Origin of the sequence: Streptomyces globosus (genome assembly GCF_003325375.1) — a bacterium.
In the GTDB taxonomy this organism is placed as follows: domain Bacteria; phylum Actinomycetota; class Actinomycetes; order Streptomycetales; family Streptomycetaceae; genus Streptomyces; species Streptomyces globosus_A.
Genome location: NZ_CP030862.1, coordinates 2,297,684 through 2,309,932, shown reverse-complemented (window position 1 = coordinate 2,309,932; position 12,249 = coordinate 2,297,684). Strand labels below are relative to the sequence as shown.

Below are 12,249 nucleotides of genomic sequence, written 5' to 3'. Positions count from 1 at the left end.
TCGTTGCCACGGGCCCTCTGCGTCGCCCGTACCCTGCGGGCGAGGGTGCGCCGGCAGCCGGCGCCGTGTCACACCGCTTTGCCGGACCGGCAAACTGGTCGGAGCCGCACGTCACCAGGAGGGACAGTCCCATGACCACGCATCCCGAACGCCCCCAGCGCGCCGCCCCGCACCCCAATGCCGTCGTCGGCGTCGGGCTCGTCGTCTGCGACCGGGCGGGGCGGGTGCTCCTCGGCCGGGCGCACGACGGCCGGTGGGAGCTGCCCGGCGGGAAGGTCGACCCCGGGGAGGGCTTCGAGCAGGCCGCGGCCCGGGAGCTGGCCGAGGAGACGGCCCTGCGGGCGGACCCGGCGGACATCCGGATCCTCGGCGTGCACATCGACGCGCAGGGCGGGGTGACCCGGCTGACGGCCTCGGCGGTGGCCGCGGCGGCCGAGGGCACCCCGCGGGTCACCGAACCGCACAAGATCACCACGTGGGAGTGGTTCGCGCCCGCCGACATCCCGGAGGCCCTGTACGCGCCGTCCGCGCACGTCCTGCGCACCTGGCGGCCGGAACTCGTCCCGGCGCTGCCGCAGGGGCCCGCGCACTCCTACCCGACGGCCCCTCCCGGGCGGTGACCGGCGCGGTTCAGCGCAGGTACTCCAGGCCCGGGTGGACGGCCCGGTACCCGTCGAGCAGCCGCCGGGCCACCGCGGCCGAGTCCACCAGCGGGTGCAGCGCGAACGCCTTCGCCGCGGCCGCCCGGGAGCCGCTCTCCGACGCCGCCAGCACCTCGCGCTCCACGGCCTTGACCGCGGTCACCAGGCCCGTCGCGTGCAGCGGCAGCGGGTCGGCCGCGACCGGGTGGGCGCCGTTCGCGTCGACCAGGCAGGGCACCTCGATGACGGCCTCCGCATCGAGGACGGACAGCGTCGACCGGTTGCGGACGTTGAGGATGAGCGTGGTCCGCTCGTCGCGGGCGATGGCCCGCATCAGCGCCAGCGCGACCTTCTCGTAGCCTCCGGACTCCATGTCGCCGTCCTCGCGCCCGCCGGCGCCGGCCGCCTCGCGGTTCTCCGCCATGTACGTGGCCTCCCGCTCGGCCCGGGTCCGCTCCCAGGCGGCCAGAGCCGCCCCGGGAGCGACGCCGGGCCGGCCGGCCTCGGCGTAGAAGCCGCGCTGCTGGTCGCGCAGGAACGCGCCGCGGGTCTGCCGGGCCTCCCGGTAGGCGCGTACGGTCTCGCGGTTGAAGTAGTAGTAGTGCAGGTACTCGTTCGGGATCGCGCCGAGCGCGCGCAGCCACTCGGCGCCGAAGAGCCGGCCCTCCTCGAAGGACTCCAGCGCCTTCGCATCGGCCAGCAGACGCGGCAGCTCGTCGCGGCCGCCGACGCGCAGCCCGCGCAGCCAGCCCAGGTGGTTGAGGCCGACGTAGTCGACCCAGGCGTCCTCGGGGCGGGCGCCGAGCACCCGGGCGACGCGCCGGCCGAGCCCCACCGGGGAGTCGCAGATGCCGATGACGCGGTCGCCGAGGATCCCCGCCATGGCTTCGGTGACCAGGCCGGCCGGGTTGGTGAAGTTGATGACCCACGCCTCGGGGGCCCGCCGGGCCACGGCCCGCGCGAGGGCGCGGGCGACCGGCACGGTCCGCAGCCCGTACGCGATACCGCCCGCGCCGACGGTCTCCTGGCCCAGCACGCCCTCGGCCAGGGCCACCCGCTCGTCCGCGGCGCGCCCCTCCAGGCCGCCGACGCGGATCGCGGAGAAGACGAAGTCGGCGCCGGCCAGGGCCTCGTCGAGGTCGGTGGTCGCCCTGACGGCAGGGGCGGGGCCGGGCGTCGGGGTGCGGGGGTCCGCCGCGGCGGCGGCCGCCTGGCCGGCGAGCACGCGGGCCATGGCGGCGAGCCGCGCCGGGTCCTCGTCGTGGAGCACCACGTCCGTGACGCGGCCCTCGCCCCCGTCGCCGAGCAGCGCTCCGTAGACGAGCGGAACCCGGAATCCGCCCCCGCCGAGGATGGTCAGCCGCACGCCCCTACCGCCCTTCGCCAAGTGCCGCCGCCGATGCCACGATCGGCGGCATTCGGTCGGCGGCGCACGTGTGAGGGCTCCAGTGTCCCCCGCGCCGGGCGGCGTACGGGGCTCAGTCGCCCAGCGAGGGGACGGCGCGGAGCCTCGGGCCCTGACGCTGCGGGGCGGATCCGCCGCGCGCCGGGCCGGCTGCGGGGCCCTGCGGGGCCGAGAGGACCAGCGTGATCCGGGTCAGGCCCATGGCGTCGAGCATCCGACTCGATTCGGCCACGATCCGGCACCGGACGAGGCCCGCCTGGGGGTCCCAGTGGCGGACGGTGCGGACGGCGCCGTCGCGCTCGGCGGCCTCGGACCCGTGGGTCCTCAGCCAGTGGGGGACGCCGTACCGGTAGGCGGCCTCCATGAAGGGGTCCCGGGCGATCTCCTGGCGGATGCTGCGCAGCCCCTGGTCCTCGGGAGCCGCTTCGAGGGCGTTGGCGAACTGGGCCATGAGCGGGACGCACCAGGCCGGTTCGTGGTCCTCGAGCACGGCGGCCGCGTCGGGGTGGAAGAGCACGAAGCGCAGGAAGTTGTCGTCGGGGAGGGCGGTCGGGTGGGGGCGGACCGACTGGAAGAGCCGGTCGAAGGCCGAGTTGGTGAGCGCGACGTCCCAGCGGTGGTCGACCAGGACGGAGGGGTGGGGCACGGCCTCCATGAGGGCGGCGTAGTCCACCAGGTAGTCGCGCTGGGCAGGGTCGTCGGGCAGCCGGTTGTCGGCGGCCGCCCGCCAGGTCGGCGGGGGGTCGCGGTCGACCATGACCCGGAACAGCCAGAAGCACTGCCGCTCGCTCATCTCCAGGGCTTCCGCCAGGGCGAGCAGCTTGCGGTCGGTCCATTCCTTGACCAGGCCGCGTTCCCAGTTCCCGTAGGCGCGCACGCTGATCCGCAACCGGGCGGCGAGGTCTTCCTGGCTCAGGCCCAGTTCCTCGCGGCGCTGGCGCAAAATCTCCTTGCGTCGCTCCGACCGCACTGCGCCGCGTGCGGACTCCTCGCCCGCCAGGCGCTCCTCACCGGCTCGGGCGAGGCCATCGGACGGGCCCACCGCTGCGAGATGTGGCACCGAGAGCTCCCCCTCCTCACGGTCTGGATCTTCAATTTCCTGTGGCGATCCTGCTACCGACTTCATTCGAGTGTCAACTATCGTGGCAATTCCAGCCTCTTGACAGCTCATTCCCGCCACAGCTGTGGCAAGTTCTGGCCCTGCGGCGGCGGAACGGCTAGATTCCAAAAGCCGACCATGTGCCCGAACCGACTCGCCGCGATCTAGGAGAACCACTGGTGACAGACGGCTTCCCGGCTCCCGTCGCGGTGGCCAACCCGTCCCTGGCAGCCACCGTCACGCGCGTCGCCGAACTCGCGGGCAAGATGGGCCGCGACCCCAACAAGGTCTTCGACCTGCGCCGCCTCTCCGAGGCATCCGGCGTGCCCACCGACGTGGTGAAGAGCCTGCTGGACGGCCGACCGGCCGGAGAGCCCTGCCTTCAGACCCGGTTCCTCCAGCGCCTGGACCTGCTCCGGCGGACCCGGCTGAAACCCAACGGCCGCCGCTACACCCAGCAGGAGATCGCCGACGGCGCCGGCATGTCCCGCCAGCAGGCCGGCGCGCTCATCAACGGCGACCGCCGCCCCACCATGGAGCACTGCGACGCCATCCAGCGCTTCTTCGGCGTCCACGCCGGCTTCCTCACCGCCCACGACTCCGACGCACTGCTCGACGCGCTCCTGCGCACCGAGCAGCAACTGCTCCAGGACTACGCGGGCCGCACGCGCGAGACCGTCCCCTCCCCGGCCGCGTCCGCCGGCGACCCCCTGGCAAGACTCCTGCAGAACCACGGCGTCCGGGGCATCGCCTGGCGCGCCGCCCAACTGCCCAGCGACAAGCACCGCGACAAGGTGACCGAATGGCTGGACATGCTCCTCGAAAGCGTCAAACCGAATGAATCCTGACCCAGTCGAGAGTCTGGGTCTGATCCTTGAGTCCTGATCCGGATCCACGCCGACGGGGAGAACGGTGAGCATAGGCAGAGAGCAGCGCCGGTTGTGCGGCGAACTGGTGGCCGGCCTCCGGCTGCCCGCGCCCGTGGAACCCGTGGACCTCTACGCCGCGCTCTGCGAGGGCATGAGCAGACACCGCGGCCGTCGGGTGGACTTCCGGATGGCCTCCTTCCCGCCCGGCACCGCCAGCGGACTGTGGCTCGACCTCGCCGACCGCGACCTGGTCGTCATCGAGGAGCGCACCGCACCGGACCACCAACTCGTCATCCTCGGCCACGAGCTGTGGCACATGAAGGCCGGCCACTGCAGCCACCACGTCGACGGCGCGGCCGTCGCCGCCCGGCTGCTCACCGACGAGGCCGACCTCGGCGAAACCGTCCGCCGCGTCGCCGCACGCACCCGCGCCGACGTCCGGGAGGAGACCGAAGCCGAGACCTTCGGCCTCCTCCTGGGCAGCCGCTGCCGCACCTGGCTCGCGGGCGCCGCCCACCGGGCCCCCGCCCAACGCGACCAGCTCGCGGGCCGCATCGAGGCGTCCCTCGGATATCGGGGGCACAGGAACGACCGTTGAACGGCCAGGACTACTACATACCGGCGGCGGCACTGGCGGTCGCACTCGCCTTCAAACTGCCGGCCCTGCGCAACAACTGGCGCGACCCCCTGCTGCGCTCGGTCTGCGCCCTGCTGATCCTGGCCGGCTCGGTGTTCACCTTCGCCGCTCCCCCGACCATCGCCGCCGTCAACGGGTGGACCGGCGTCACCAACTTCTCCGCACCCCTGGTCTACTGCCTCATCACCATGTTCAGCGCCTCCTGCCTGGTGCTCATAGTGAACTGGCGCGGTGGACCGCCCGAACAGACCCGCCGCACCTCCCGCCGCTGGATCGTCGGCTACGGGGTCATCGTCGTCGTCCTGGTCGTGCTCTTCCTGCTCGGCGAAGCCCCCGTCGAGCGGCTGCGCGACTTCGACACCTACTACGCCAACACCCCCTACATCCGGTACATGATCGCCCTGTACCTGACGGCCCACCTGGTCGCCGCCGTCGTCATGGTCGCCATGTGCCTGCGCTGGTCCCTCCAGGTACGCGGGTGGCTGCGCACCGGCCTGATGATCATCGTGGCGGGGTACGTGTTCAACCTCAGCTACGACGCCACGAAGATCTCCGCGGTGGTCGCCCGCTGGTTCGGCCACGACCTCGACGACCTGAGCACGTACGCCGCTCCTCCGCTCGCCTCCATCGGCGCCCTGGTCAGCGCCGTCGGGTTCGTCCTGCCGCTGGTGTGCCAGCGGATGTCCGACAACTGGCAGACCTGGAACACCTACCGCCGCCTCGGCCCCCTGTGGGCCGAGGTCCAGCCGTGCGCGCCGAGCGGGACGCCGTGCGTGAAGATGTCCTGGTGGTCACCGCCCGAGCTGCGGGTCATCCAGCGCGAGTCCGACATCCACGACGCGTTCCTCCACCTGGGACCGTACTTCGACGAACGCCACCGCGACCGCGCGTACGAACTGGCCGTGGCGGGCGGAGCCGACGAGGACACGGCCCGCACGGTGGGCGAGGCGGCGATGGTCTCGGCGGCGGTACGCGCCCACGCGGCAGACCCCGACGGCAGAACCATCGGCTCCCGCGAAGACCTCCCCCCGGACACCCCGACGGGCCCCCGAGACCTCCTCGGCGTCTCCCAGGCCCTCCGCGACTCCCCGGTGGTAGCGGCCCTCCGCGGGGCGGCAACACTGTCGGGTCCGGGCGCCAGCTGAGGAGGCGGGGCGGGAGGAACGGGAGCCGGCGCCTGGGGGTCGGCGAGGCCCCGCCCCGCCGTCGCACCCCCACCCCCGCCGACGCGTCCCCGCCTACCTCACCCCCGCTGCGCCCCGCCGCCACCGCCGAGGCCGCGGTTCCCGTCTTCCCTCACGCCTTCGCCGCCATGGCCGCCGCTCGGGGGAACAGTTCCTGGAACGGGCTCGCCGAGTCGATTCCCTCTCGGCCGTACGGGGCGTCGAAGCTCCAGACCAGGAACAGCAGGAAGACGATCAGGGCGGTGAACATGCCGGCCAGCAGGAGTTCGCGGCTAGAGCGGCGGATCTGGAGGGTGAAGATCAGGCCGATCGTGACGACACCGCCCGTCAGGAGGCCGAACCACACCACGTCCGGCAGGGTCGACTCGTCGCTCTGGACGCGCGAGTGGCGGGCGTCGTCGGCGATTGCGATGTGGTCCAGCAGCGGCTGGTAGGCCTGGGCCTGGAGTTCGGTCGTGGGGCTCTGGTGGGTGACGTCGCTGCGCAGCTTCGCCAGCAGTTCGCCGCCTTCGGCGGACGCGGTCTCGCCCGCCGTCAGCTTCGGCCAGTCGACGGCGACGGTGTGGGCGACGTAGGCGTCCACCTCGCCGCGGATACGGTTCCGGACGGCCGCCGGGTAGACGTCGGCGCGCTGGCTGACCTCGTACAGCGCCTGCGCCTCGCGGCGCACGCTGTCCTCGGCAGCGCCGCGCGCCTCCCAGACGCCCGCGATGGCGAGGCCCAGGACGATCGCGTAGACCACGCCGACCATCATGGTCATGTACTCGATGACGTTGGGCGTTTCGCTGGTGTCCTCGTCCGGGGAGACCCGGCGGTGCCGGAGCGCCGTGAAGGCGAAGACAAGGGCGCAGACGAGCACCATGGCGGTGGCCAGGACCAGCCATTCGGACACGAGGAGTTCTCCCGTCGGGTAGTCGGGTAGTCGGGTCGGTTGGTGGGGGCGCGGACGCCGGGCGTCAGCCGCGCCCCTTCGAGCGCGGTCGCAGGGCGGCCGCGGCGAGTACCGCCGGGGTGGTCACGACGGCCATGGTCATCACGATGGACAGGTCTCCCGCCTCGCGCGGAGCCGCCGCGTGTGAGCGGTACGGGCGCACCCGGAAGGCGGTCGTCTGCGCGGCCACCGCTGCGGGCGGGGGCGGGGCGGTCGCTGCGGGCGGCGGGGGCTCGGCAGGCGGCGCGGGATCCGGTGCGGGTGCCGGGGGCTCCGCAGGCGCGGGCAGGGCCTTCGCCGCGGGTAGCGGGGGCGGGGGCGCGGCGGGGCCTCGCCCGGGGTGGTGCACGGTGGGCGCGGCCGGGGCGGGGTCGGGGGCGGGGGCTGGAGGGCCGGGGGCGGTCCGGGCGGGGGTGGCGGGGCGACGGGTGGGGCCGGGGGCTGCGGCGCGGGGACGGGGGCCGGTGCGCAGGCGGCGGGGGCGGCCGGGGCCGCGGGCTGGTCGGGGGCGGTCAGGGCCGGGGGTTCGTCGGGGGTGGCGGCCGAGTCGTCGTATGCGTACGCGACGTGGGCGTGCAGCGGACTGAGGGCCGCCGCCAGGCCTGCTCCGGCGAGGTACTGCCAAGCGGTCACCGCGGCCTCCGTTCCGCTGGGGCATGTGGGGGTTCGGCAGAAGAAACGATCACGGCCGGGTCACGACACGCCCTGCGGCCCCGAGAGCCCCGCACGGGGTACGGCCCGTCTCCGGCGGCCGCTGCGGGCGGCCGTCGGCGGCCGCCGCGGCATTCACCCGGCCGGCCCAGTACGCCGCGGCGGTGCGCGCCGGGCCGCCCGATGATCGGAGCAGCGAATTGCCGCAGGTAGACAGCGTGTCGGCCGACGGTCGGCGGTCAGACAGGGACGGACGGTGGCGGTGGAAGCGGAGTTCGGGGACGGCGGGGCGGGCGGGCACGGTCTGGAGGCCGCGGTCGACGCCCTGATGGACGGGCTGCAGGCGGACCTCGTACGGCTCGCGGCGATCCCCTCCGTGGCGTTCCCCGGGCATCCGCCGGAACCGGTGCGGGAGGCGCACGACCTGGTCGCCGCGCTGCTGCGGGACGCCGGCGTGCCGGTGGTGGAGCGGCTGGACCTGCCGGACACGGCGCCGGTCGTGTACGCGGAGGTGCCGCCGCCGGAGCCGGACGCGCCGACGGTGCTGCTGTACGGACACTACGACGTGCAGCCGGCGGGCGACCCGGCGCTGTGGCGTTCGCCGCCGTTCGAGCCCACTCCGGTGCCGGGCGGGCTGCGGGCGCGGGGCATCGCCGACGACAAGGCGAACCTGATCGCCTACGTGGGCATGCTGCGGCTGTACGGGGGCCGCCCGCCGGTCGGGGTCAAGCTGGTGGTGGAGGGGCAGGAGGAGTACGGCAGCGCCTTCGCCGGATACCCTCCGGCCGATCCGCAGCGCTTCGCCTGCGACGCGGTGGTGATCGCGGACGTCGGCGGCCTCCGGCCGGGGACGCCCACGCTGACGACGGGGCTGCGCGGGACCGCCGAGGTGGTGGTGGAGGTGCGGACGCTGGCGGAACCGCTCCACAGCGGCGAGTTCGGCGGCGCGGCCCCGGACGCCCTGCTGGTGCTGCTGCACGCGCTGTCGACCCTGCACGACGCGAACGGCGACGTCGCCGTGCCCGGTCTGCGGCGCGAGCCGTGGCAGGAGCAGGAGGCGGGGTGCACGGAGGAGGAGTTCCGCGACCTGGCCGCGGTGCACGACGGGCTGCCGCTGCCGGGCACCGGAACGCTCGGCGAGCGGCTGTGGAGCGGGCCGGCGGTGACGGTCGTCGGGCTCGACGCGCCGGCCGTGGACCACGCCTCCTCGTCGGTGGTGCCGTACGCGCGGGCCCGGCTGGACCTGCGGTTCCATCCACAACAGGATCCGGTCGAGGCGCAGGACGCGCTCGTACGGCACCTGCGGGCGCAGCGGCCGTTCGGGATTGCGCTGACGGTGGTTCCGGGCGCTGCGGGCCCCGGTTTCGAGGCGCGGACGGGCGGGCCCGCGTACCGGGCGGCGCTGACGGCGCTGAAGGAGGCGTGGGGCACGGCGGCTTCGCCCGTCGCCTCGGGCGGTTCGATGCCGCTGGTGCGCGCGCTGGCCGCGGCCGCGCCGCAGGCCGAGCTGCTGCTGTTCGGGGCGCAGGACAGCATGTGCAAGGCGCATGCCCCGAACGAGCGGGTACTGCTGTCGGAGCTGCGCAGCACGGTGGTGGCGATGGCCGCGTTCGTGCGGGAGTACGCGGCGGACTACCGTGCGGGGGGCCTCGGCCCGGCGGGGCGCGGCGGCTCGGGCGGGTAGCCGCCGGGAGGGGCGGGCTGGGGTCGCGGTGGGTGCGGAGGCTGTTCCGCACGGCACAGGTGGGGGAACCGCCGAGGGCGGCACCCGTGCGGGTGCCGCCCTCGTGGAGCCGGGGTGTGCCGGGCCGCCCGTGTTCAGGCCGCCTCGACGCCGCCGAAGCGCTCCCGGTACGCCTCCAGGTCCTCCTCGGTGATCTTCGCGAAGAGCACCGGGGGAACGGTGAACGGGGTGCCGGCCGGGACCGCGTCGAGGGCCTTGGCGTGCTCCTGCGTGATCCAGGCGGCGTTGTCGTCGGCCAGCCGGAACGCCGAGCGCATCGCGCGCGCCGACGCCGGGACGAACGGCTCCGAGACCACCGAGTACAGGTGGATGAGGTTCATCGCGGTGCGCAGGGTGAGGGCCGCGCCCTCCGGGTCCGTCTTGATCTCCAGCCAGGGGGCCTTCTCCTCCAGGTAGGAGTTGCCGGCCGACCACAGGGCGCGCAGCGCGGCCGCGGCCTTGCGGAACTGGAGCGCGTCCATGTGGCCCTCGTACTCGGCCAGCAGTTCGGCGATCTGGGCGCCGAGGCGCTGCTCGGCCTCGCCGGCGTCCTTGCCTGCGGGGACCTCGTCGCCGAAGCGCTTGCGGGAGAAGGAGAGGACGCGGTTGACGAAGTTGCCGAGGGTGTCGGCGAGGTCCTTGTTGACCGTGGCGGTGAAGTGCTCCCACGTGAAGGACGAGTCGTCGGACTCGGGCGCGTTGGCGATCAGGAAGTAGCGCCAGTAGTCGGCGGGGAGGATCTCCAGCGCCTGGTCGGTGAAGACGCCGCGCTTCTGGGAGGTGGAGAACTTGCCGCCGTAGTACGTGAGCCAGTTGAAGGCCTTGACGTAGTCGACCATCTTCCAGGGCTCGCGGACGCCGAGCTCGGTGGCGGGGAACATCACCGTGTGGAACGGGACGTTGTCCTTGGCCATGAACTGGGTGTAGCGGACGTCGGCGGCCTCGTACCACCAGGACTTCCAGTCGCGGGCGGCCGGTTCGAGGTCCGCCCACTCCTTGGTGGCGCCGATGTACTCGACGGGCGCGTCGAACCAGACGTAGAAGACCTTGCCTTCGGCGGCCAGGTCCGGCCAGGTGTCCGCGGGGACCGGGACGCCCCAGTCGAGGTCGCGGGTGATGGCGCGGTCGTGCAGGCCCTCGGTCAGCCACTTGCGGGCGATGGAGGACGCCAGCTGCGGCCACTCCTCCTCGTGCTGCCCGACCCACTGCTCGACCTCGTGCTGGAGCTCGGACTGCAGCAGGAAGAGGTGCTTGGTCTCGCGGACTTCCAGGTCCGTGGAGCCGGAGATCGCCGAGCGGGGGTCGATGAGGTCGGTCGGGTCCAGGACGCGGGTGCAGTTCTCGCACTGGTCGCCGCGGGCCTTGTCGTAGCCGCAGTGCGGGCAGGTGCCCTCGACGTAGCGGTCGGGGAGGAAGCGGCCGTCGACCGGCGAGTACACCTGCCGGATGGCGCGCTCCTCGATGAAGCCGTTCGCGTGGAGCTGCCGGGCGAAGTGCTGGGTGATCTCGCGGTTCTGCTCGGAGGAGCTGCGTCCGAAGTAGTCGAAGGACAGCTCGAAGCCGTCGTAGACGGCCTTCTGCGCGTCGTGGGCCTGGGCGCAGAACTCGGCGACGGACAGGCCCGCCTCCTTGGCGGCGAGTTCGGCGGGGGTGCCGTGCTCGTCGGTGGCGCAGATGTAGAGGACGTCGTGGCCGCGCTGGCGGAGGTACCGGGCGTACACATCCGCCGGAAGCATCGACCCGACCATGTTGCCCAGGTGCTTGATCCCGTTGATGTAGGGAAGCGCGCTGGTGATCAGGTGTCGAGCCATCCTCGGATGCTCCATTTCATATATGCGGTTGCGACGTGCCGTGACGGATTGTGATCCGGTTCATCGTATCGAACCGCCGAATGGGCACGCGCCCGCATTTCTCTCGGGTGGGCTTAATGCAAAAGCGAGGGAAGTGACCTCGGTGTCACGGCCCTCGCCAGGGCTCATGCTACAGGCGGAGGGGGGCGGCCCTGACCGCTGTCCGCGGTGCGGCTGCGGGGGCGTGCGGCGGTCGTGCAGGGCGGAAGCGGAGGGCGGGGCGGCGTCCGGCATATGCGTATGAACCGGCTGGAGCCGGGTGTGGTCGAAAACCGTCAGCTACTGATCATCACCGAACGTAATGCTCCAGCTTCATCGTTCCGCGCACCGGCGCACGCCCGCACTGCCACTCTGAGCCGCGCACGCGGCATGAGGTGAGGTGGAGCGGTGAGCGATGGCGGACCAGAGGAGTCCGGTGGGGCCGTGGGACTGCCCAGCCGACGGCGGCGGCCCACGCCCATGAGCCAGTGGAACCCGACGGCACGCTTGTCGTACTGGGCGTTCCACGCCAACCGGAGGCCCTCGTACATGCGCTTCGCGTACCTGCAGCTGGGCTCCGACGCGGCAGCCGAGGACGCGGTGGACGCGACGTTCGACTCGATCATGCACGAGTGGCTGCGGATGCTCCACATGGACCGGCTCGACGCCTACGCATGGACGATCCTCAAACAGCGCCTCGTCGACCGGCAGCGTGCGCGCAGCACCGGGCCCGAGCCCATGCACATCACGGCCTTCGAAGCCGCCCTCAAGGAGGCCCGGGCCGACCGGTACGAGGTGCTCGCCGACACCATCCGCTTCTACTCCGCCGTCTCCCGCCTCGCCGAACGCCAGCGCGACGCCGTGCTGCTGCGCTACGGCCTCCAGTGCACCCCGCGCGAGGCCGCGTCCGTGATGGGCGTCGACGAGGCCACCGTCCGCTCGCAGCTCGGCCAGGCGCACCGGCGGCTCGCCCGCCTGCTCGACGCCTCCGCCGGATCATGACGCGGGGCGAGCAGGGGCAGCCGTACGGCGACGGCGCCGCCCGCCGCCCGCTGGCGGAGTTCCTCGCCCGGGCGGCCGTGCGCGACCGCTACCCCCACTACGACCTCGGCGCCGCAGAGGCCCGCCTGCTGCGCACCGCCCGCCGCACGGGCGCGGCCCTGCCCGCCCGGCGCCGCGCGTACGGCTGGAGCGACCCCGGCAGGGACCGCCCGCTGGACGCCGAGCGGGCCCGGCGCGACCTCAAGGCCGCCTGCCTGGAGGCGGTCTGCTCCCCGCAC

At 73.5% G+C, this 12,249-nt stretch carries 11 protein-coding genes; 6 read left to right on the top strand and 5 right to left on the bottom strand.

The features are described 5' to 3' along the window. Window positions 1-131 precede the first annotated feature (131 nt). Window positions 132-620 (top strand): nucleotide triphosphate diphosphatase NUDT15, encoded by a 489-nt coding sequence (locus C0216_RS10485; RefSeq protein ID WP_114055007.1) that lies wholly within the window; start codon window positions 132-134, stop codon window positions 618-620. A 10-nt stretch (window positions 621-630) separates the two neighbouring features. On the opposite strand, the gene C0216_RS10480 is transcribed toward C0216_RS10485, so the two are convergent. After that, window positions 631-2,007: a 6-phospho-beta-glucosidase gene (locus C0216_RS10480; protein WP_162793159.1), complete on the bottom strand. Its 1,377-nt coding sequence runs from the start codon at window positions 2,005-2,007 to the stop codon at window positions 631-633. A gap of 112 nt (window positions 2,008-2,119) precedes the next feature. Then, entirely contained in the window at window positions 2,120-3,106 is a 987-nt protein-coding gene (locus tag C0216_RS10475) for a helix-turn-helix domain-containing protein (protein ID WP_246042452.1), read from the bottom strand. 218 nt (window positions 3,107-3,324) lie between these two features. On the opposite strand from C0216_RS10475, the gene C0216_RS10470 reads away from it, so the two are divergent. The 3 genes from C0216_RS10470 (at window position 3,325) to C0216_RS10460 (ending at window position 5,796) form a co-directional block, all read left to right on the top strand. Further along, complete coding sequence (locus C0216_RS10470; RefSeq protein ID WP_114055005.1) at window positions 3,325-3,993, top strand: helix-turn-helix domain-containing protein; 669 nt, start codon at window positions 3,325-3,327, stop codon at window positions 3,991-3,993. A 64-nt stretch (window positions 3,994-4,057) separates the two neighbouring features. Continuing rightward, window positions 4,058-4,612: a toxin-antitoxin system, toxin component gene (locus C0216_RS10465; RefSeq protein ID WP_114055004.1), complete on the top strand. Its 555-nt coding sequence runs from the start codon at window positions 4,058-4,060 to the stop codon at window positions 4,610-4,612. After that, window positions 4,609-5,796 carry an MAB_1171c family putative transporter gene (locus tag C0216_RS10460; RefSeq protein ID WP_114055003.1) on the top strand — a complete coding sequence of 396 codons (1,188 nt, stop codon included), beginning with the start codon at window positions 4,609-4,611 and terminating at the stop codon, window positions 5,794-5,796. The genes C0216_RS10465 and C0216_RS10460 overlap by 4 nt, the downstream gene beginning before the upstream one ends. Before the next feature lie 151 nt (window positions 5,797-5,947). Here C0216_RS10460 and C0216_RS10455 read toward each other — a convergent pair whose 3' ends face one another. Further along, window positions 5,948-6,727, bottom strand: a complete 780-nt coding sequence (locus C0216_RS10455) for a DUF4239 domain-containing protein (protein ID WP_114055002.1) — start codon at window positions 6,725-6,727, stop codon at window positions 5,948-5,950. 64 nt (window positions 6,728-6,791) lie between these two features. Continuing rightward, entirely contained in the window at window positions 6,792-6,956 is a 165-nt protein-coding gene (locus tag C0216_RS33390; protein ID WP_162793158.1) for a hypothetical protein, read from the bottom strand. 717 nt (window positions 6,957-7,673) lie between these two features. Here C0216_RS33390 and C0216_RS10450 point away from each other — a divergent pair. Continuing rightward, window positions 7,674-9,101, top strand: coding sequence for a M20/M25/M40 family metallo-hydrolase (locus C0216_RS10450; RefSeq protein WP_281277916.1), 1,428 nt, complete (start codon window positions 7,674-7,676; stop codon window positions 9,099-9,101). 134 nt (window positions 9,102-9,235) lie between these two features. Here the strand turns inward: C0216_RS10450 and metG are convergent, their stop codons facing one another. Next, window positions 9,236-10,951, bottom strand: a complete 1,716-nt coding sequence (metG, locus tag C0216_RS10445) for a methionine--tRNA ligase (protein ID WP_114055001.1) — start codon at window positions 10,949-10,951, stop codon at window positions 9,236-9,238. A gap of 498 nt (window positions 10,952-11,449) precedes the next feature. Between metG and C0216_RS10440 the strand changes: the two genes are divergently transcribed. Next, window positions 11,450-11,971, top strand: coding sequence for a sigma-70 family RNA polymerase sigma factor (locus C0216_RS10440; RefSeq protein ID WP_246042450.1), 522 nt, complete (start codon window positions 11,450-11,452; stop codon window positions 11,969-11,971). The last annotated feature ends 278 nt before the right edge of the window (window positions 11,972-12,249 follow it).